Genomic DNA, 21,076 nt, shown 5'->3' on the forward strand with positions numbered 1-21,076 from the left:
TCTTTTAATTTATTAGTGTATAATTAAAGTTCATAAATCACTAAGCCACTTCTAAACTTGGGTTCTATGTAAGTGCTTTTTGGAGGCATAATCAAATTGGTATCGGCCAAAGCTTTTATTTCTTCTATATTAGACGGAAAGAGTATAAAACCAACTTCAAATTCTCCCTGATCAATTTTTTGTTTTACTTCTAAAACGGATTGCTTTCCAGAGATATACTCGATACGTTCGTCATTTCGTAAATCTTCAATACCAAGAAGAGGCAAAAGTACTTTTTTGTATAGAATTTGTGTATCTAAACTTTCCAATGCAGTTTCGCAAACTTCATTTTCTTTTCGTAAAATTAGGCTATAAAAATCATTGTCAAGATACATTCCGAATTGATGTTTTTCAGAAGGTTGAAAAGGTTCCTTATATTTATTTTCTATAACAAAACTCGTACTTAATTCATTTATAAAATCCTCTTTCGAGAAACCGTTCAAATCTTTTACTAATCTATTGAATTCGTATATCTTAACGTTATTTTCGGAAATTAAATAACTTAATATATAATCTTTTGCACTATTTTCAAGGTCTTTGTTTTCTTCAGATAATAATTTTAAAGCTTCCGTGCGATGATGTCCGTCAGCGATGTAAAGACTTTCTGTTTTTTCAAATATATTTTGTAACCAACTAATCTCTAATGAATCTTCAATTTTCCATAGATAATGGATCTCTTTTTTGGTAGTCGAAAATTCAAAGTCGGCTAATTTTTGAGTGCAATTATAAATCCAATTTTCTATTGTTTTGTTGTCGGGATACGTCATCAAAACAGGCTCCGTGTTAAACTCGGCATATTTCATATAATCTTTAAGCAACTGCACTCTAAAAGCTAAGATATCTTCGTGTTTTTTTATGACATTATTGCGGTAATCTTCAACACTTGTTCCTACAATAATTCCGGTGAAAGAATGTGTTTTGGTAACAATTTTATGAATGTAAATAGCAGGCTTTTTATCCTTGACTAAAATAAGTTCATTCCTGAATTGCTGATATTTTTGATATACCTGTCTGTATCTTTTTTTAAAAGAAACAGTTTCTTGATTGGTATATGCCGGTTTTAGAATATGCAAAAATGATAACGGATTAAAATCCAATTGTGCTGCTAACTCGGCATTCACATATTCTTCATAAGAACGACAAGTGACAAGGCAGACTTTATCACGTGTAGGACGAACTGCTTTAAAAGGAACTATTTTAGCCATAAATATGTCAAAAGTCAAAAGTACTAAAGTCGAATGTCTAAAAATTGACTTTAAGACTTTCGATTTACATTGAGACTATATAAATTGTTTAGAAATCTTCTCCGCTTTTTTGCTTTCAGAATAATCATAGAAACCTTCACCAGATTTCACACCCATTTTTCCTGCACGAACCATATTTACTAATAAAGGACACGGTGCGTATTTTGGATTTTTGAAACCATCGTACATTACATTTAAAATAGCCAAACATACATCAAGTCCAATAAAGTCGGCCAATTGTAAAGGTCCCATTGGGTGACCCATTCCTAGTTTCATTACGGTGTCAATTTCATAAACTCCAGCAACTTTGTTGTATAAAGTTTCGATTGCTTCATTGATCATGGGCATCAAAATTCTATTGGCTACAAATCCAGGGTAATCGTTTACTTCAACAGGAGTTTTTGCTAATTTTTCAGATAAATCCATAATGGTTTTAGTAACTTCGTCAGAAGTATTGTAACCACGAATAATTTCTACCAATTTCATAATTGGCACCGGATTCATAAAATGCATACCAATAACACGCTCCGGATGTGCCACAACTGCTCCAATTTGAGTAATTGAAATCGAAGATGTATTAGTCGCTAAAATGGTATTATGAGAACATGCCGCATTCAATTGCTTGAAGATATTTAGTTTTAATTCTACATTTTCAGTTGCTGCTTCAATAACCAAATCTACACCAACAACACCATCTTTGATATCAGTATATGTTATGATATTAGTAATTGTTTTTGCTTTGTCTTCTTGAGTAATACTTCCTTTTGCAATCATTCGGTCTAAATTAGCGGCGATAGTAGCCATTCCTTTATCCAATGATTGCTCTGAAACATCTATTAATTTTACGGTAAAGCCACTTTGTGCAAAGGTATGGGCAATTCCATTTCCCATTGTTCCTGCTCCGATTACAGCTATTGTTTTCATGTTATATGGTTGGATTAAAATTGAAGTATTTATCTAAATCTTCTTTTATCACTTCGTATTCATTTTCATTGATATATTTATTAGTGTAGAGCCAAATATATCTTTCATATTGAATATTATATGGTAAAACAGGATCTATTAAAAAATATTTTTTTCTAAAAAAATCAATTTGCTTTTGATACACTAGTTCTATGAATGTATTAACTTCTACAGCATTTTTTTTAGTATATATGAAATATAAATGTTTTGAAGATTTTATGTGTTTCTCTTCATATTCCTTAGTATTTTTTATTATCATAAAAATAAATGGTAATAGTAGGAATGAACAAAGTATTTTAAAAGCCAATGGAGGTGCATTATTTAATAAAGCTACTGCACATAAAATTAAAAATAAATTTAAAAAGAGTGATGTGTAAAGTCTTACCGTTATTTTGTCAAGACTTCCTTTTTCTATATACCAACTATTTTCTATATCTTCTAAGGGGATATTATACTTAAGTTTATGTTTTGCAGTATTTAAATTTACACGTATCTCTTCATCTAATATCTCAAATAGCTGTTTTTGATTCCCATATTTAATTTCTAATTTATTATCCATCAAAAACTACTTCTTAAAACAATCAATAATTTGGTACGCCACTCTTAATGCTTCAGTCGCTTGTTCCAATGTTACAACAGGAGAGGTGTCATTATTGATGGCATCAGCAAATGATTCTAATTCGTCAAGAATTGCATTATTTTGTTCCACATCTGGATTCGAGAAATAAATTTGTTTTTTTACTCCTTCAGCGTTTTGTAAAATGATATCAAAATCACCCGGTACTTCAGGCGCATCTTTCATTTTTACCACTTCACATTTCTTTTCCAAGAAATCTACAGAGATGTAAGCATCTTTTTGGAAGAAACGAGATTTTCGCATGTTTTTCATCGAAATTCTACTGGCTGTCAAATTAGCAACACATCCATTTTCGAATTCGATTCTGGCATTAGCAATATCCGGGGTATCACTTATAACCGAAACTCCGCTGGCATTGATACTTTTTACTTTAGATTTTACAACACTTAAAATAGCATCAATATCATGTATCATCAAATCTAAAACCACTGGAACATCCGTGCCACGAGGGTTAAATTCGGCCAAACGATGCGTTTCAATAAACATGGGGTTATCAATCATGTTTTTGGTTGCTTTGAAAGCTGGATTGAATCTTTCAACATGACCAACTTGTCCTTTAACGTTATATTCTTTTGCTAAAGCAATAATTTCTTCAGCTTCTTCAACGGTATTTGATATTGGTTTTTCTATAAAAACGTGTTTGCCTGATTTGATAGCGACTTTGGCACATTTATAATGGGAAAGAGTAGGGGTTACAATATCAATTACATCAACAGCATGAATAAGTGTAGCTATTGTGCTAAAATGTTTATAGCCAAATTCTTTAGAAACCTTTTCGGCATTTTCTTGATTTGGGTCGTAAAAACCAACTAATTCATATTTGTCAGATTGTTGTAATAAACGCAAATGTATTTTACCCAGATGACCGGCACCTAACACTCCAATTTTCAGCATAATGATTTACTTTGTACAAAAATAGCAATAAAATGATTAATTTTTTAAAGATATCAAACAATTATTTGACCAATTTAATATTTAAAATTCACTATTTAATATTAAAAATTGTTTTCTATTTTTACCAAAATAAAATATAAAATTTTGAAAGATACAGCCAAACATCAAGGACTTCGGAATCAATTAGTACGCACTTTGGAACAAAAAGGGATTACTGATAAAAGTGTTTTGGATGCGATAAAAAAAATCCCAAGACACTTATTTTTAAATTCCAGTTTTGAGGATTATGCTTATCAGGACAAAGCATTTCCTATTGGGGCTGGTCAAACTATTTCTCAACCTTATACTGTAGCTTTTCAATCTCAATTATTAGAAGTAAAAAAAGAACACAAAATTTTGGAAATTGGAACCGGCTCAGGGTATCAAACTGCTGTTTTGTGTACAATGGGAGCAAAGGTTTATAGTGTGGAAAGACAAAATGAATTATTCAAACAAACATCCATTTTATTTCCAAAACTAAGTATTCGTCCTAAACATCTTTCTTTTGGAGACGGATATAAAGGATTACCAAGTTATGCGCCTTTTGATAGTATTATAGTAACTGCAGGAGCTCCTTTTATTCCTCAGCCTTTGATGGCACAACTGAAAATAGGAGGTAGGCTAGTTATTCCGTTAGGAGAAGAGGTCCAAATTATGACTTTGTTAATCAGAAAAAATGAAACGCAATTCGAAAAACATGAGTTTGGGGAGTTTCGATTTGTACCATTATTAGAGGATAAAAATTAAATAGAAACCTGTCTCGCTTAAATAACGATACGTTTTTTTATCGCCCAATAATACTCAGATAACGTTCTAAGCTTTCTTTTTCCGTTTGAGCTATAAATAACAAAAAATCTTCTTTGTTATTTTTAGTTTGAGCTCTTTCCAGTGCTTGATAGTATAGCATTCTACTTTCATAATCCCCTTTTATATTAGCGATGATGTAGCCATGTTGCAATAAAATTAAGTTCATGAGTAAACGAGAAGTTCTGCCGTTTCCATCGATAAATGAATGAATGATAACTAATCGCTCGTGTATTTCTGCAGCCAAAACTACAGGGTGAAGACTGTTTTTATTGGTTTCATACCAAATGAAAAAATCTCCCATTTCTTTTGCAACCAGAAACGGTGGCAGATGACTGCTTCCTTGTATCATGACTTGCACTTTTCTGTAGCGACCAGCATCTTCAGGATGGATTCCTCTCAAAATGAGATTATGAATAGATAGTACCTCGCTTTCATTTATGAATTTACTTCTTTGCATTAAATCTTTGATGTATGCAATGGCTTCTTGATGATTAATCACTTCAAGATGTTCCCTCATACTTTTCCCTGAAATAGTTAAACCTTCATTGATAACCAAATCAGTTTCCCGAAGTGTCATAGTATTTCCTTCAATACGATTACTTTCAAAAGTGTATTCTAATTCTAATGCCTGAGAAATGCTATAACTATCAAATTGACGAAAACCATCTAGTTTTCTCTTTAAAGTATCAATTTCATCTAAGATTTTTTGTAACGTAGTAGATATTTTTTTCTTTGGAGATTTACTTTGATACCTTATTTCTTCTTCAGCAACCAGTAATGCTTTCAAGGCAAATTCATCTTGACCTATTTCATAAAGAATTTTTTCTTTAAGCCAAGCTACCATTATTGTTTCTAAATCAATTTCCAATAACGATGCTAGTTTTATAACTTGCTCTCTAGTTGGTTTTCTGTTTCCACTTTCAAATTTACTAATCAAGGCTTGATCAATTCCTAAAAGTTGAGCCACTTCTCTGGTTTTGAGTCCTTTTTGTTCTCTTGCATTTTTGAGTAATGTTTTCATTTTTAGATCAAGATTTAAATTGTCTTGACAAATTTAGTCATTTTTTTTGAATAAAAAAAAGTCAGTATTTTTTAAATTCATTTTTTTATTTAAAATGCTTTTTTGATTCTGTCAAGATCTCTTTTAGTATCTTGTTCTTTTAAGGATTCGCGTTTGTCATAGGTTTTCTTTCCTTTACAAAGGCCAATTTGTAGTTTAGCCATCCCTTTTTCATTGGTAAACAATTTCAAAGGAATAATTGTTAATCCTTTGGCTTGAACACTTTTAATTAATCCTTTTAATTCTCTTTTATTTAAAAGTAACTTACGTTCGCTTCTCGCTTTATGATTAAATTGGTTACCAAAAGTATATTCTTCAATATAAGTATTAATTGCAAAAAGTTCATTATTGCTAAATTCACAGAAACTCTCCGTAATATTCGCTTTGCCTAAACGGATTGATTTAATCTCAGTTCCAGCCAAAACAATACCAGCAGTAAATGTTTCGATTATTTCGTAGTCGAATTTGGCTCTTTTATTGTAGATATTTATTGATTTCAGCATAGGAGTACAAAGGTAGAAACAAATCTACGAAACACCAATTGTTTTTATATAAATACTTAAATTTGCAAAATGGAAAATTCAAAATCAAAAGATCCCCTTCACGGAATAACCCTGCTAAGAATCCTGGAACAATTAGTAGAATATTATGGATTTGATACTTTAGGAGAACTTATTAAAATTAAATGTTTTACAGACAATCCCAGTATAAAGTCTTCTTTAACTTTTCTACGGAAAACAGATTGGGCAAGAAAGCAAATCGAAGAGTTGTATATTCAATCCTTGTCTAAATTTGCCAAATAGTTTCAGTTTATTGTATACGGTAGGAAACCATAACACCGCCTCGGTAAGGTAACCATTCGCCACTTTTATTCCAATGATGAGCAGTCTCGTAGCGTTCTCCGGTACTTAAATAATAGCCATGGTAAAATCCCTGTTGGTTTCCACCACCTAAAAAGCAATCCAGTACAAACTTATGATTTATTTTAGCTTGATATCCAATTGTGGCTCCAATAACATAGCCAAATCCTTTTTCATATTTATCAGTATTTAGATAGTTCCATTTTTGGAAATTAAATGCAGTTGCGCCTATGTGCGCTCCTACATAAAAACCATTATATTTTTCTTTAAAATGATAACGATACTCAGGAATAAAAATATAAAATTGAAGCGGCTTACCATCTACGGATTTCCAAGGTGAGGCTAAAATATCTAATTGAAAAGTTGATTTTTTTCCAATACTAGTCTCAATACCTATATTTGGTACTCCCAATAAAGTAGTCAAAGCATTTACTTTTACGTAGGTTTGACTTTGGGAATGGATTGAAAAGAAAAGAATTGAAACTAATAATAATTTTTTCATAATAAAGGTTACATAATGCTTTTCCAATAAAAAGTAACATTTTTTGGAGACAAATATAAAGATTATTCTTTCAAATGGCCAATAATATGGTTTTTTGTAAAAATAATTATCAACAGTTTGTTAAAGATTTAAAATAGTTATTTATTCAAAATAGAATATATAACAGAATCTAAAAAGCGTCCTTCGAAGAATTCATTTTCCTTAAAATGAGCCTCTTTTATAAAACCACATTTTTGTAAAACTTTTTCAGAGCCAAAATTTTCAGGATCAATTATAGCTTCAATTGAATGCAGTTTCATTTCATTAAAACCATATTTCACCACTTCTTGAACGGCTTCCGTGATAATACCTTTTCCATTGTATTCCTTATGCAACATATAACCAATTTCCGCTCTGTGATGCTCAGGTTTTATTCTGTAATGACCTATAATCCCTATTAGTTTCGGACTGCCTTTGTATGTTATAGCCCAGTTTATTCCTTCGTTATTTTCGATTTTAGCATTAATCATTGCAATATGTTCTAAGGCATTATCAATTGTTTTAACTAATGGTCTGGGAATATATTTCATGGTTTCTGGATTAGAACGCAAAGCGAAAACTTCGTTTACATCGCTCTCTTTTACTCGTCTCAAAAGTAATCGTTCGGTTTCTAAATTTGGAAATGGAGTAAAATTTATCGTCAACATATCTTGTTAATTTATTTTAATAATTCATAGAACTTCAATGCTGAATTCTGATCTGAAAGTTGCATTTTCTTCCAGAACTTGAATTCCTTCTTTCTCAAAAAGATTTCCTGAATTCTCATTTGTGTCGGAATAACCAAACCACGGTTCGATACAAAGAAATGGAGCATTCATTTTGGTCCAAATTCCTAAACTTGGGAAATCGTTAAAGTTTACTCTTAAAAACGGATTTCTATTTTCTAAAATAGTTAATGACTTTGATTTTAATGTTTTAAAAATTAAGGCGTCATTTTTAAATAATTCATAAGTCAATGGAATCTGGCCTTCTTGTGTTTCTAGTTTTTTTGTTTGATTTGAAATTAAATCATTTTCTAAAAGGTAATACTTTAAAGATTCCTCTTTGTCAAATTGAATGGAATAATCTTTAAAATATCCTGGCAACGCAAAAGCGGGATGAGCTCCAATGGAAAAAGGCATCTTAGAATTGCCCTTGTTTATAACTTTATATTCAATGCTTAAATTGTAATTATCTAGAGTATAAATGATTTGCAATTCAAATTGAAAAGGATATACTCTCAGCGTCTCTTCAGTTGATTGTAAAGAGAAAGTCGCAGAATCTTCCTTTTTATCGATTAATTTAAATTCCATTTCTCGGGCAAAACCATGGCGAGATAAATTATATTCTTTTGCATTGTGATGAAATGAATTATTTTTCAGGGTACCTACAATTGGAAATAAAATAGGAGAGTGCTTGCCCCAAAAATCTGAATTTCCCGCCCAGATGTATTCTTTGTTCTCCTTGTTTTTCAGCGAACATAATTCTGCGCCAAAACTATTTATTGTCGCGGTTAAAAATGTATTCTTAATTACTGTTTTCAAAGCAGTTTAGATTTAAATTTCAAAATGTAAATATATTTTAAAATTTGTAAAAATATTTAAATCAGCCAAAATCTATTTGTAATTAGTACCTATTCAGTAAATCATTTTTTTTTGTGACAATGTGGGTTATTTTTTATTTATTTGTTATAACATTTATTTGATTGTCATTTAACTAAATTAGCTCTCACGTTATAGACAAGCAGTAAATCTTCTACTAATAGCAATAGTTAGTGTAACAAAAAGATTCACTTTTATACTTATTGGTAAGCAAACAAATAAAAAAGTAAAAAATCAATCAAATTATGAAAAACAATTTCTTTAAAGCTTCATTCTGTTTAGCTTTATTTTGTGGAGTTTCTGCGCTTCAGGCTCAGGAAACCAAAACAAACATATCAAAGTACGATTATCATGATGCATTTGCACCAGGTTTTTATACTAAAAATGGAACCGAAACTCGCTCTGCAAGTGGGCAGCCAGGAGCAAAGTATTGGCAAAATAGAGCTGATTATCAGTTAACAGCAAATTTAAATGATAAAACCAGCGAAATCATAGGAACTGAAACGTTAACGTATACCAATAATAGTCCTGATAAATTGGCTTTTCTTTGGATGAACGTTGACCAAAATTTATTTAAAAAAGATTCGCGTGGTGTTGCAATTATCCCTATCAGTGGAAGTCGCAATGGGGCAGATGGAGAAGATTTTGACGGAGGTCATAAAATTAAATCTGTTAAAGTTAGTGCAACTGTAGGTGGGAAAGCTGTTGAAAAAGAAGCGAAATTTACTATTGTAGATACTCGAATGCAAATTATTTTGCCACAAGAATTGAATGGTAATGGTAGTTCAATTAAAGTGAAAATTGACTTTTCTTATATTTCACCAAAATATGGTTCAGACAGAACAGGAGTTTTAGATACTAAAAATGGTAAAATTTTCACTATTGCTCAATGGTATCCAAGAATGTGTGTGTATGACGATGTAAAAGGATGGAACACGCTACCTTATTTAGGTGCAGGAGAGTTTTATTTAGAATATGGTGATTTTGATATTTCAATTACAGCTCCTGCAAATCATATTGTAGTTTGTTCAGGTGACTTGCAAAATCCTTCAGAAGTTTACACTGCTGAACAACAAAAACGTTGGGGTCAAGCTGCTGCCAGTGAGAAAACGGTTATGATTCGTACTGCTGCTGAAGTTACCAATGCAAGTTCAAGACCTGCAGGAAAAAGTACTTTAACTTGGAAGTTTAAAATAAAAAATTCTAGAGACGTCGCGTTTGCATCTTCTGCTGCTTTTATTATTGATGCTGCGAAAATTAATTTGCCAAGCGGAAAAAAATCTGTTGCAATTTCTGCTTATCCAGTAGAAAGTGAAGGTCAGGATGCATGGGGACGAGCAACAGAATATACTAAAACGTCTATTGAAAATTATTCAAAACGTTGGTTTGAATTCCCTTATCCAGCAGCTACAAATGTTGCAGGTAACGAAGGCGGAATGGAATATCCTGGTATTGTTTTTTGTGGATGGGAATCTAAAAAAGGTGATTTATGGGGTGTAACGGATCATGAATTTGGTCATGGTTGGTTCCCAATGATTGTGGGTTCAAACGAAAGATTATTTGCTTGGATGGACGAAGGATTCAATACATTTATCAACTCATTGAGTTCAGTTGATTTTAATAACGGAGAATACAAACAACCAGTTGCAGATTTACATCGTTCTTCAAAGGTGCTAACAAATCCTGATTTGGAACCTGTTTTTTCTGCTCCAGATGGATTGAAAGAAGCTAACTTAGGTATTTTAGCCTACTACAAACCGGGGACAGGTCTGACTATGTTGCGTGAGCAAATTTTAGGAAAAGAACGTTTTGATTATGCATTTAGAACATATACTGAGCGTTGGGCTTTCAAACATCCAACACCAGATGACTTTTTCCGTACTATGGAAAATGTGGCTGGCGAAGATTTAAACTGGTTTTGGAGAGGTTGGATTATTAACAACTGGCGTTTTGATCAAGCAGTTTCTAAAGTGAAATATGTGAAAAATGATCCAACTAAAGGGGCTGTTATTACTATTGAAAATTTAGAAAAAATGCCTTTTCCATCTATTTTAGATATTAAGTCTAAATCTGGTAAAGTGACTAGAGTTACTCTTCCTGTAGAAATTTGGGAACGCAATAAAAGCTGGTCATTCAAAACTACTATAAATGAAGAAATCGAATCTATAACATTGGATCCAAGTCACGTATTCCCGGATGTAAATTCAGATAATGATACTTGGACTGCCGGAAAAGGAGAATTAGAGAAAGATGTAATCTTGGATGCTTACTTCGGTACATTTTCAAGTAAACAAATTCCTGTAAAAATTATTTTTTCTGAAGAGAAAGGTGTTTTAATAGCAAAATCTGAAGGTCAGCCAAATTTAAGTTTTGCGCCTGACGGAAAGGATAAATTCTTAGCGAATCAAGCGGGGCTTACTATTCAGTTTAATGAAAATAAAAATGAATTTACATTGGAAGTTAACGGTCAAAGTTTCTTATTCACAAGAGATAAATAATATTATGTAATTTTTACAAAAAACGCCAACTGAGTTGGCGTTTTTTTTATGCTGCAATATTTAGAAATTATGCGTTATTTTTATTCTGGAATTTGTTGACTCAAACAGTGTAACGTTCCGAAACCCCAAATAAAATCAGTAGCACTGATTCCTATAATTTCTCTATCAGGAAAACATTCTGAAAGTATGTTTAACGCTTTTCGGTCGTTACTGTCGTTAAAAGTTGGAACCAAAACACAATTGTTTAAAATCAGAAAATTAGCATAACTGGCAGGCAATCTTAATCCATCAAATTCCAAACGTTTTGGCATTGGTAAAACCACAATTACAGGTGATTTTCCGTTTTCGAGTTTGGCATTTTGCAAGCGTTTTAAGTTGTCTTGCAACGGTTTGTAGTTTTTATCGGTTGGGTCTGTTTCCACAATAGTCACAATCGTATCTTCGTTGACAAATCGGCATAAATCATCAATATGTCCGTGCGTATCATCGCCTTCAATTCCGTCACCTAACCAAATCACATTTGTAATTCCAAGGTATTCTCTGAAAACGGCTTCGTAATCGGCTTTGGTGAAATTTGGATTCCGAACCTGAATATCAGGATGCATTAAACATTCTTCTGAAGTCAGTAAAGTACCGCATCCATTAGTGTCAATCGCACCACCTTCAACAATTACCGGTTTTCCTTTGTACATCACTTGAGTCACAGGAATATTGAGAAATTCGCCCACCTTTGCAGGAATAAATTTGTCCAATTGAATGTTTTTATACTTAGCCCAACCATTAAAATTAAAGTTTAAAGCTTCTCTTTCGGTTCCATTTTTCACAACAATTGGACCCGAATCACGCATCCAACTTCTATTGGTTTTATGAATGATGTACGAAACATTAGTTAGTTCCACATGAGCTGTTTCCAGCATGGTATTAACTTTTTCTTTTTGGTTTTCATCCGCAACTACCAAAAAGACTTGTTCGAAAGTAGCCACTTTTTTAATGAATTCCACAAAAGCCCATTGAACCGCTTCATATTTTCCAGGCCAATCCCTGCCGTTGTGTGGAAAACTAAGTAAAATTCCTTGTTGCTTTTCCCACTCAGCAGGGAACCTTCTGTTGTTACTCGTTTTCATCATTAGTCAATTGCTCTTTTTGTGATATCACCAAAAGCGTCTATTCTTCTGTCTCTAAAGAAAGGCCAGTTCTGACGCACATTTTCTTGTAAGTCTAAATCTACTTCGGCAATTAAGATTTCTTCTTTATCGTGTGAGGCTTGCGCCAAAATTTCGCCTTGTGGTCCCGCAATAAACGAAGATCCCCAAAACTGAATTCCCGCCGTATCAGGCAAGTATTGTTCTAAACCGATCCTGTTTGCTGCTGCCACATAAACGCCATTTGCAACGGCGTGACCTTTCATTACGCTCATCCATGCACCATGTTGGTTTACTCCATATTCCTCTTTTTCACCGGGATGCCAGCCAATTGCTGTTGGGTAAAACAACACTTCTGCACCTTGCAAAGCAGTTAAGCGAGCCGCTTCCGGATACCATTGATCCCAACAAATCAGCGTCCCAACCTTTCCTTTTTTAGTTGGAATCGTTTTAAAGCCCAGATCACCGGGGGTGAAATAGAATTTTTCATAAAAATGCGGATCATCAGGAATGTGCATTTTACGATACAATCCTGCTTCTGAACCGTCTGTGTCAATGATGTAAGCACTATTGTGGTAGATTCCTGCCATTCTTTTTTCGAAGAAAGGAACAATAATTACCACGCCTAATTCTTTGGCCAAAGCGCTAAAAGCAATAAACGAAGTACTGTACAATGGTTCTGCCAAAGCAAAATTATCTACATCTTCGCTTTGACAAAAATAATGACTGCTGTATAATTCCGGTAGCGAAATCACTTCGGCACCAAGTTTAGCGGCATCACGAACCCAACTGATACATTTTTTCAAGTTGTTTTCGGCAATATCATTAAGATTCAATTGAATGACTGCTATTTTATATTTCTTATTTGGCATGACTAAAATTTTAGATTGCAAAAATAGTAAATTTTATAAAGAGTAGAAAATAGGGGTACTGTGTTTTTTAGGATTTAAATAGTCTTGTATTTCTTATTTGGATTTTTTCATAACGACGCCAAAGTCGGGAGACTTTGGAGAGCAGGTAAAAAATTAATATAAAATTGGCATTAACAAAGTCAAGGAGGTTTTATTTTTATATGTATAGTATTATAGCTAATAAAACGGGCTAAGTTTTGCTACGATACAGTAATTTATAATTCATTAAATTTTTACAATTATGACAGAAGAATTCAAAATAATCGATAAAGAAGAAATTGCTCTACTTAAATTTCCACAAACAGATGTACTTGACGATATTGATGAAATAAAAGCCAGAATAAGTGAGATTAATAGAGCGTTGTCGTTGTTTAACTTAGAACATTCAAAAATTAAAATTTTCTTTGAAGATATTGAATCCAAAAAGGTAGTAGATACCACGGTTTGGGGCGTTACAGACAAAAATGTGATGTTAAAACAAGGTGTGATGATTCCAATTCACAGAATATATAAGTTGTTTTAGTGTCCTAATTGCCTATGAAGGAAAAGTAATTTTTTTTTAAGGTTATTTTTTCTCTGTTAGATATAAATTTGCTATATCTTCAATAAAATTTTCTGGACGAGATCCCACTAAATTTGTCAAAATCACTACAGAAACATTATCTTTTGGATAAATGTACAAAGCATTTCTATTACCACCGAGCGAAGCAATTACAGGTTTTTTAACTCTTGAAGAAGAATAAAAACCAATCGAACTTTGATTCAGAAAACCGTTTTCTTGATATATTTCTCCATTACCTAATCGTATTGGAGTCCAAAGCGTATTTAGATTTTCGGCATTAATTAATTGATTACTTTGCAATGCGATTACCCATTGTGCCATTTCAGTTCCGGTTGAATAGATTCCGCCGGCTGGATACAAATTTGAAGGTATCGGTTGATACACATTGGTTAGAATATTATTTCTAAAATAAGAATACGGCTTTGCGGAGTGCTTAATTATGTTGTAAAAATCGCCTATTCCAGCTTTGATGGAATTCTTCATTCCAGCTTTTTTATACTGGTTTTCTGTAATGAATTTTTCAAATGACTGTCCACTTATTTTTTCAATAAGCATTCCAAGTATCAGGTAATTGGCTTGACTGTCTCTGAATTCTTTACCAGGTTTAAAAATAAGAGGCAATTCTTTTATTTTTTGGAATAAAGTTTCACTATTTTCAGACAACATATTTCCTTGTGAATCCCAAATTTCAGGAAGCCCCGATTGATGAGTCACTATTTGTTTTACTGTAATATTTTGCCAAGTTTTAGGCAGCTTATCCAAATATTTTGAAATAGGTTCGTCAAGATTTAATTTTCCATTTTCGACTAATTGCATAATAGCAACTCCTGTAAATGCTTTAGTAATAGAATTAATGCTAAAAATAGTCTGGCTATCAACAGCAATGGAATCTTCGACTGATGCTAAGCCGTAATGACTTGTTTTAACAATCACATTGTCTTTAATTACTGCTAGTTGTAAACCAATAATTCTATTTTTTTGCATCAAGTCTTTAATTGCATTATCCACTTTGTCAACTTGAGAATAAGTTAAATTGCAAACAGTAAAATAGGCAAGGAGAAGCATTATTTTTTTCATAATTCTTATGTTTTATGTTGTTGGTTTTAAATAGTTGGTGGATATTTATTATTTGGATTTTCTTTTGACGATTCCGAAGTTGGAAAGCTTTGGCGGGCGGATTTGCCAAATCATCCCAAATACAAGACCAACTTCAAATTAAGCCTAAAACCCAAATTGCTTGTAGTGTGTGTTATGGCTTGTTATTTTATAAAGTCAAATTTAAAATCGTCACTTATAAAACTTTTAAAATCTAATTTCACATATTTTTGATATAGTTTATCTTCTGGATGTATTTTTTTCCAGAAAATTACGTTTTTCTTTATCTCTCCATATTTATGAAATGTAATTGTAAATTTACCACTTTGCCTATCAAAACTCTGTATTTCAATTACATAAAATCTTTTCACGCGCATGTGATTATCAACAAAGTTTGGGTTAATTGCGAGATTAACACCTTGCATTAATGTTTGAACACTAGGATACATTAGAATATCTGTACAGAAATTATGTTTTCCATAAATACGTCTGTGCGCTAAAGATGCAGAAAAGGAATAATTTTCATCACTAATAAATTGACTGTCAATGTATTTTAAGAATTCTACTATTCCCTGTGTTTGTTCCTCGGGGAGCTTAAGATCGAAAGGCTTATTTACTCTATTAACTAAGGCTTTTGCTAATACAGCAAAATGATTCTTTGGATGCAAGGATGTTTGAAGAAAATTTTCAAATATGAATGTGTCATTTGACTTTATTATTTCCCATGATGAAATACAAAATTTCTTGCCTTTGAATTCTTCATTCCTAACAACTTCCGAAAGCGCTGTTATTGGGTTATTAGAGGCGTAAAAAACAGGATGTTTGGGAAAATTGCATCTTCCAAGTTTTGTAAATGCTACTGGTGGATAAGAATGTTCTGCATATAAATCAAAATTAGTACCCTCTGTCATTTCTCTAACTCTAAAAATACCAAAAGGGAAGTTTTTCGGTTTTAATGGCATTAAATAGTTAGGAAATTTACCTAACTCGTCAGTAATTTGTTTTGTTATCTTTTCAACGAATTCATCAATATTATCAGTTTCATTAAAGCTAGGCCAACCAATCTCTTGAAATTTTTGGATTGCTAATTTAACCGTATCAATATCTGCAAAATTATCAATGTTTGTTGTCATCTTCTTTTATAATAAGCCATAACGTTCGTTCCCGCGCTACACGCAGTTTGGGACTAAATTAAGCCCATTATTCGGATTTGCCAAATCTTCCAAATACAAGACCATTTTCAAATTAAGTCAAGTACCCGTATTGCTTGTAGCTTGTGTTGAACTAAACCTTCGGTAGCACTTACCGAGATTTTGTACCTTACGAATATAATTAAAATTCATATACTATGACTACAAAAAAAAGCATCCTGATGCGTTAAGAGAAAACAAGATTCTCAATCAGGCCAAGCGTGAAGTTCCGGGATTTGAGGAATTACTTCAACGATTTGAGCGTACGGTTTCAGTCTTAGGTCGAAGTCAGAGTACTTTCAACAATTACTCCCGCCATGTGGCGGCTATTTCGCTTTATTTTGGTAAAATTCCTACCGAGCTTGATCCCGAACAAGTACAGGATTACTTGTTTTACCAACAAAAAAAGTCCAAAACACCATCTCAAACGTATTTTAAACACTGTGTTTACGGACTTCGGTTTTTGCTAAAATCCGAAGGATTGCCGTATGAATTTTTACGATTACCTTCGATAAAACACGAGAAGAAACTTCCTGTTGTTTTAAGTAAAGAGGAAGTTTGGGCTATGCTCCAAGGTGCCAAACTACTTAAACACAAAATCCTGATTGGTTTGCTTTATGGCTGCGGACTTCGCTGTATGGAAGCTAGAAGTGTGCGTTTACAGGATTTAGATTTCGATAGAAAATAACTCAAAGTAGTTCAGGGAAAAGGCAAAAAAGACCGCTACGTACCTCTTTCGGTGCATTTGATTCGGGGTTTAAAAAAGTACATTGAAGCCGAAAAACCCCAGGATTATGTTTTTAATGGACAGCCTTTGCCTAATGGAGCCGGTGGCGATTTTGACAATCGGTATTCGCAACGAGGCGTGCAATGGGCAGTGAAGCAAGTCGCCAAAGCAGCGTGTATAATCAAAGAGGTTCATACTCATACGCTTCGGCACAGTTACGCCACGCATTTGCTCGAAGACGGTATGGATATTATGACTTTGAAAGACCTTTTGGGACACCAGAATGTTGAAACGACAATGGAATATCTGCATATTGCCCAACTCGAGAGTCAGCGCATCTTTAGTCCACTCGATACCCTTTTTGCAAAATGCAGTCGCGCTTTGAAGTAGCCGATGTTCTGCGAAAAGCAGGTGCTGCAATCGAAAACTATGGATTAAATACTTGGCAACTCCGAACGCTTTACGCCATTAAAAAATGTAGAACAGCCGAGTTGGGTGGTCATATCGATGCTTGTGATAGTTGTGGCAATGTCACTATAAGCTATAACTCTTGCCGCAATCGGCATTGCCCGAAGTGTCAAGGGCAAAATCGAGAAGATTGGATCGCCAAAAGAGAAACAGAACTCTTGCCCGTGCGGTACTTCCATATGGTTTTTACCTTACCAGACAGTATCAATTCTTTAGCGATATATCAGCCTAAAATAGTGTATGATACTTTATTTGAAGCGACATGGGAAACGTTAAAAAGTTTTGGCAAAGCCAAGGAAATGCAAATGGGAATGATTGCCGTTTTGCACACTTGGGGACAACAATTGAGTTTGCATCCGCACCTGCATTGCATTGTTCCCGGTGGTGGCGTGAATAAAAACGGACAGTGGCAAAATAGCAGAAACGATGGTAAATTCTTGTTTCCTGTCAAGGCATTATCGAAAGTCTTTAGGGCTAAATATTGCGCCAAACTAAAAGCAAAATTACCTATCCAATACGAACAAATCCGGCAGGATTTATGGAAAAAACCATGGGTAGTATTTGCTAAGAAACCTTTTGGAAGTCCAAAATCGGTGGTGGAATATTTGGGGAGATACACCCATAAAATCGCCATCAGCAATAATAGAATCAAGAGCATTGACGAGCAAAACGTGACTTTCGACTATAAGGATTACCGAGTAGCGGGCGTTAAAAAACAAATGACACTCCCTCATCAGGAATTTATCAGGCGGTTTTCGTTGCATATTTTGCCCAAACGGTTTGTAAAAATCCGTCATTATGGTTTTTTGAGCAGCACTTGGAAGCGCCAAAAGCTGAAACTTTTACAAGAAAAACTTAAGGTAAAAGTTCTGGAAAAAGTAGAAAAGAAGCCCTTTTTACCCAAGTGTCCTTGTTGTAAAACAGGCAATTTAAACCGAATAGCGGTTTTTGACCAGCGCGGTCCGCCTGCTTGGTATCTTGGCGGTAGCCAAAGTTCAAGTTCCTGTGAAAACTAATTTTATGGGTAAGGGCAAGTATGCTCAAAAGTGAAAGAAAACACGAAAAAAACCAAGCTGAAACCACTCCAAAAAAAAAGAGGACCAGATCCTCTTGAAAATACCTCTAAAATCTTTACGGTAATTCCATAGTGTTGACGGCAGGTAATCGGTTCCGTTCAACCCGGGCTTCATTGTTCGTGCTGCGCACGCAACGAAACCCTAGCTGTTGTGTGCTGTTTTTTTTAAGTTAATATTTTTACGATTTCCGAAATAGGCATTAATATTCCAATTAAGCATAAGGGGAAAATAATTTCTGGTAATGTTTTCATAATTTTATATTCAAAATTATCCGTTTCTTTTGAATATAAAATTTTACGAGTTGCTTTGTCAAATATTATTAATCTACTATCGCTCTCATTTCCTATTCTAAATTTATACGCGCCTTTTTCAAGATAATAAGAACTCAGTTGCATTCGTCCGTTACTGCCATTATTTGTGTTTGCTCTAAAAAAAGAAAACATTTCAAAAAAGCGATTATCGTCTTCATTTATAATTTGGGCATTATGTCTTTCCAATGTGAATTTTGTTAAAATTTTATCACTAACCCAGAGTGAATAAAAACCTGATTTTTCAATATTCAAAATGTGAGTTCCATATTCTGAATTTGTTTCAAAAATCACTTTTCCGCTGAATATTTTAAACAACAATATAAGAGAAATGATAATTGGCAAAAACCATAATGCTAATTCTGTATTCATATAATATTATTTTCTGTTTTTGCAAAATAGCACACAACTTGTATATAGGCGATAAAAACTTTCATCTATACACCCAAATATGGGCAGATTGGCGAAGGTTTGTTACGCTTTATATTTTCTCAAATATATTAAAATTTTCTTACAAATTGGTAGTCAGCTTTTTTATTCGAATATGATTTATAACAGATTCTAAACTTTAATAAAGCACTTTTTTCGAAACTTTATTCTGGAAAAAACTTGTTGTCAAATAGCCCCGCTGTCCGCAGTATCCTTTTTATAAATGTAACCCGAGAGGGTTGCATTTATAAAAAGATACTGCGGACAGCGGGACAACTCGTCGTGAAGATTTAGAATTGTTCTGCTCCTAAAAAAAGACATAAAAAAACACCAGCCTTTCGACTGATATTATCTTAGATTTTTAATTATTTATACAGCTAAATTATATTCAATTATTGCTTACTTTTTGCCAATGATCTTTTTGAACAGTTTCACAACCCCCAAAACAAGTACTCCAACTGCAAGTCCAATTATAAATTCGGTTACAATGGAGGGTAATTGGGGTAAAACATCATGTAAAAAATTAATGTTGTGCACAAATATGCCTCCTGCTACTAAGATCAACGCAATGGTACCTATAACGGATAAACTTTTGATAACTTTTGGAAGCGCTTGCACCAGGATATTGCCTATCGTTTTTGTAAAACTACGTTCTTTAGTACTCAGTTGCATCAGTTTTAACCCTGCTTCATCCATGCGGACAATTAAGGCTACAATGCCGTAAACACCCACTGTTGCGATTATTGCAATAATAGAAACAACAAGTATCTGTGATGAAATGGGTTTTCCAATTACGGTACCTAACGCGATAATTACGATTTCTACTGATAAAATAAAATCGGTTACTATGGCTGATTTTATTTTTTCTTTTTCAAAAGCTAAAATTTGTTCTTCGGTCAACGGTTCCATTAAAATTTCGTGCTTGGAATGTTCGTGCGGGAAGAAGTATTCGTATATTTTTTCGGCACCTTCGTAAGCTAAATAAAGTCCGCCCAGTACTAAGATTATTATAACAGCTACCGGTAAAAAAGCACTTAATAGAAAGGCGATGGGTAAAATGATTACTTTATTAACGAAAGAACCTTTTGCAATTGCCCATAATACAGGAAGTTCTCGGGATGAAATAAAACCGGATGCTTTTTCGGCATTTACGGCCAAATCATCACCTAAAATACCCGCCGTTTTTTTTGCTGCAATTTTACTCATTACCGCAACATCATCCATAATTGCTGCGATATCATCTAATAATGCGAAAAAACCTGATGCCATTTTGATTGTTTTTTAAACAGCGCGGATTTTGGTATTGTAGTACCCAAATCTAATCTGCGCATATTGATTGTTTATTGATGCGAAGCTACTACTTTTTGATTTACTCTATTTATAAACCGGGTAAATTTTTAGTTAATATTCACCCATAATCTTTCTGTATTAGCGATACTGTTTTTAATTACATTTGAAATAAAAATAAGTATGGGATTTAAACATGTATTTAAAGCTAAATTAGATTGGCTTTTTTCCAAAAAGGAAGCGGCGACGTATACTAAAAGTCATGCCATAACTATTGGCGGTAAGGCTGTTTTAAATGTTTCGGCTGCCAAAGCTTTCAAAGGAGAACCAGCTTTGTATAATCCTGAAGATCTGTTATTGAGTAGTGTGGTTTCCTGTCACATGATGTCTTACTTGTATGTTTGTAAACAAAATGATATCGACGTGGTGTCTTATACGGACGAAGCGGAGGCCACTCTTGAAGTTTTGGATGACGGTAGCGGCCGTTTTACTGTCATTAAACTGAATCCAAAAGTTCGTATTACAAACAAAGAAAAAATAGAGGAGGCACTTAACTTACATAAAAAAGCAAACCAACTCTGTTTTATAGCCAATTCGTGTAATTTTCCGATTCTGCACTTTCCAATTTGCGAAATTGAAGCTACAAATTAAAGTGGTTACGCATTTTTACTTTTTTTGAATACTGATTATAAAACAACAATTCAATCAGCCGGTTTACT

At 33.5% G+C, this 21,076-nt stretch carries 22 protein-coding genes and 1 pseudogene; 8 read left to right on the forward strand and 15 right to left on the reverse strand.

Annotated elements, in window-relative coordinates; all coding sequences use genetic code 11:
* Positions 1-23: 23 nt before the first annotated feature.
* From C4S35_RS11290 to C4S35_RS11305, 4 genes are all read right to left on the reverse strand, one after another.
* On the reverse strand, positions 24-1,244 hold the full coding sequence (locus tag C4S35_RS11290) for a DUF1015 domain-containing protein (RefSeq protein ID WP_104000265.1): 1,221 nt from the start codon (positions 1,242-1,244) through the stop codon (positions 24-26).
* Positions 1,245-1,319: 75 nt separating this feature from the next.
* Entirely contained in the window at positions 1,320-2,207 is an 888-nt protein-coding gene (locus C4S35_RS11295; protein WP_104000266.1) for a 3-hydroxyacyl-CoA dehydrogenase family protein, read from the reverse strand.
* A 1-nt stretch (position 2,208) separates the two neighbouring features.
* Positions 2,209-2,805, reverse strand: coding sequence for a hypothetical protein (locus C4S35_RS11300; protein ID WP_104000267.1), 597 nt, complete (start codon positions 2,803-2,805; stop codon positions 2,209-2,211).
* A gap of 6 nt (positions 2,806-2,811) precedes the next feature.
* Positions 2,812-3,777, reverse strand: a complete 966-nt coding sequence (locus tag C4S35_RS11305) for a Gfo/Idh/MocA family protein (RefSeq protein WP_104000268.1) — start codon at positions 3,775-3,777, stop codon at positions 2,812-2,814.
* A gap of 144 nt (positions 3,778-3,921) precedes the next feature.
* Between C4S35_RS11305 and C4S35_RS11310 the strand changes: the two genes are divergently transcribed.
* Positions 3,922-4,563, forward strand: coding sequence for a protein-L-isoaspartate(D-aspartate) O-methyltransferase (locus C4S35_RS11310; protein ID WP_104000395.1), 642 nt, complete (start codon positions 3,922-3,924; stop codon positions 4,561-4,563).
* 37 nt (positions 4,564-4,600) lie between these two features.
* Here the strand turns inward: C4S35_RS11310 and C4S35_RS11315 are convergent, their stop codons facing one another.
* Positions 4,601-5,644 carry a Fic family protein gene (locus tag C4S35_RS11315; RefSeq protein ID WP_104000269.1) on the reverse strand — a complete coding sequence of 348 codons (1,044 nt, stop codon included), beginning with the start codon at positions 5,642-5,644 and terminating at the stop codon, positions 4,601-4,603.
* Between the two features lie 89 nt (positions 5,645-5,733).
* Complete coding sequence (smpB, locus tag C4S35_RS11320) at positions 5,734-6,186, reverse strand: SsrA-binding protein SmpB (RefSeq protein ID WP_104000270.1); 453 nt, start codon at positions 6,184-6,186, stop codon at positions 5,734-5,736.
* 69 nt (positions 6,187-6,255) lie between these two features.
* Between smpB and C4S35_RS11325 the strand changes: the two genes are divergently transcribed.
* On the forward strand, positions 6,256-6,486 hold the full coding sequence (locus tag C4S35_RS11325; protein ID WP_104000271.1) for a VF530 family protein: 231 nt from the start codon (positions 6,256-6,258) through the stop codon (positions 6,484-6,486).
* 7 nt (positions 6,487-6,493) lie between these two features.
* On the opposite strand, the gene C4S35_RS11330 is transcribed toward C4S35_RS11325, so the two are convergent.
* From C4S35_RS11330 to C4S35_RS11340, 3 genes are all read right to left on the reverse strand, one after another.
* Positions 6,494-7,045, reverse strand: a complete 552-nt coding sequence (locus C4S35_RS11330; RefSeq protein ID WP_104000272.1) for a DUF3575 domain-containing protein — start codon at positions 7,043-7,045, stop codon at positions 6,494-6,496.
* A 137-nt stretch (positions 7,046-7,182) separates the two neighbouring features.
* Complete coding sequence (locus C4S35_RS11335; protein WP_104000273.1) at positions 7,183-7,731, reverse strand: GNAT family N-acetyltransferase; 549 nt, start codon at positions 7,729-7,731, stop codon at positions 7,183-7,185.
* 24 nt (positions 7,732-7,755) lie between these two features.
* Complete coding sequence (locus C4S35_RS11340) at positions 7,756-8,607, reverse strand: aldose 1-epimerase family protein (protein WP_104000274.1); 852 nt, start codon at positions 8,605-8,607, stop codon at positions 7,756-7,758.
* Between the two features lie 302 nt (positions 8,608-8,909).
* On the opposite strand from C4S35_RS11340, the gene C4S35_RS11345 reads away from it, so the two are divergent.
* Positions 8,910-11,162: a M1 family metallopeptidase gene (locus C4S35_RS11345; RefSeq protein ID WP_104000275.1), complete on the forward strand. Its 2,253-nt coding sequence runs from the start codon at positions 8,910-8,912 to the stop codon at positions 11,160-11,162.
* An 80-nt stretch (positions 11,163-11,242) separates the two neighbouring features.
* Here C4S35_RS11345 and C4S35_RS11350 read toward each other — a convergent pair whose 3' ends face one another.
* Together C4S35_RS11350 and C4S35_RS11355 are read right to left on the reverse strand one after the other, a co-directional pair.
* Positions 11,243-12,289, reverse strand: coding sequence for an agmatine deiminase family protein (locus C4S35_RS11350; RefSeq protein WP_244175261.1), 1,047 nt, complete (start codon positions 12,287-12,289; stop codon positions 11,243-11,245).
* Positions 12,289-13,176, reverse strand: a complete 888-nt coding sequence (locus C4S35_RS11355; protein ID WP_104000276.1) for a carbon-nitrogen hydrolase — start codon at positions 13,174-13,176, stop codon at positions 12,289-12,291. The genes C4S35_RS11350 and C4S35_RS11355 overlap by 1 nt, the downstream gene beginning before the upstream one ends.
* A gap of 280 nt (positions 13,177-13,456) precedes the next feature.
* Here C4S35_RS11355 and C4S35_RS11360 point away from each other — a divergent pair, with 280 nt between their 5' ends.
* Entirely contained in the window at positions 13,457-13,738 is a 282-nt protein-coding gene (locus tag C4S35_RS11360; RefSeq protein WP_104000277.1) for a hypothetical protein, read from the forward strand.
* Positions 13,739-13,780: 42 nt separating this feature from the next.
* Here C4S35_RS11360 and C4S35_RS11365 read toward each other — a convergent pair whose 3' ends face one another.
* Positions 13,781-14,854 (reverse strand): serine hydrolase domain-containing protein, encoded by a 1,074-nt coding sequence (locus C4S35_RS11365; RefSeq protein WP_104000278.1) that lies wholly within the window; start codon positions 14,852-14,854, stop codon positions 13,781-13,783.
* 182 nt (positions 14,855-15,036) lie between these two features.
* Positions 15,037-16,005 carry an RES domain-containing protein gene (locus C4S35_RS11370; protein ID WP_104000279.1) on the reverse strand — a complete coding sequence of 323 codons (969 nt, stop codon included), beginning with the start codon at positions 16,003-16,005 and terminating at the stop codon, positions 15,037-15,039.
* Positions 16,006-16,381: 376 nt separating this feature from the next.
* On the opposite strand from C4S35_RS11370, the gene C4S35_RS16070 reads away from it, so the two are divergent.
* The 3 genes and pseudogenes from C4S35_RS16070 to C4S35_RS11380 all read left to right on the forward strand — a co-directional run bounded on the left by C4S35_RS16070 (position 16,382) and on the right by C4S35_RS11380 (position 18,273).
* Positions 16,382-16,750 (forward strand): hypothetical protein, encoded by a 369-nt coding sequence (locus C4S35_RS16070; protein WP_244175262.1) that lies wholly within the window; start codon positions 16,382-16,384, stop codon positions 16,748-16,750.
* A gap of 18 nt (positions 16,751-16,768) precedes the next feature.
* Positions 16,769-17,179 (forward strand): annotated as a pseudogene (locus C4S35_RS16075) (tyrosine-type recombinase/integrase); the annotation flags it as partial.
* On the forward strand, positions 17,158-18,273 hold the full coding sequence (locus tag C4S35_RS11380) for an IS91 family transposase (RefSeq protein WP_104000280.1): 1,116 nt from the start codon (positions 17,158-17,160) through the stop codon (positions 18,271-18,273). The pseudogene C4S35_RS16075 and the gene C4S35_RS11380, both read left to right, overlap by 22 nt.
* 224 nt (positions 18,274-18,497) lie before the next feature.
* Here the strand turns inward: C4S35_RS11380 and C4S35_RS11385 are convergent, their stop codons facing one another.
* Both C4S35_RS11385 and C4S35_RS11390 read right to left on the reverse strand, forming a co-directional pair.
* Positions 18,498-19,013, reverse strand: coding sequence for a hypothetical protein (locus C4S35_RS11385; RefSeq protein WP_104000281.1), 516 nt, complete (start codon positions 19,011-19,013; stop codon positions 18,498-18,500).
* A 456-nt stretch (positions 19,014-19,469) separates the two neighbouring features.
* A complete protein-coding gene (locus C4S35_RS11390; RefSeq protein WP_104000282.1) occupies positions 19,470-20,339 on the reverse strand; it encodes a DUF808 domain-containing protein in 870 nt (289 codons plus the stop codon).
* A 201-nt stretch (positions 20,340-20,540) separates the two neighbouring features.
* Here C4S35_RS11390 and C4S35_RS11395 point away from each other — a divergent pair, with 201 nt between their 5' ends.
* The gene (locus tag C4S35_RS11395) at positions 20,541-21,008 is read left to right on the forward strand and encodes an OsmC family protein (RefSeq protein WP_104000283.1); all 468 of its coding nucleotides are present in this window, start codon (positions 20,541-20,543) and stop codon (positions 21,006-21,008) included.
* Positions 21,009-21,076: the final 68 nt, after the last annotated feature.

Source organism: Flavobacterium urumqiense (assembly GCF_900108015.1).
GTDB lineage: Bacteria > Bacteroidota > Bacteroidia > Flavobacteriales > Flavobacteriaceae > Flavobacterium > Flavobacterium urumqiense.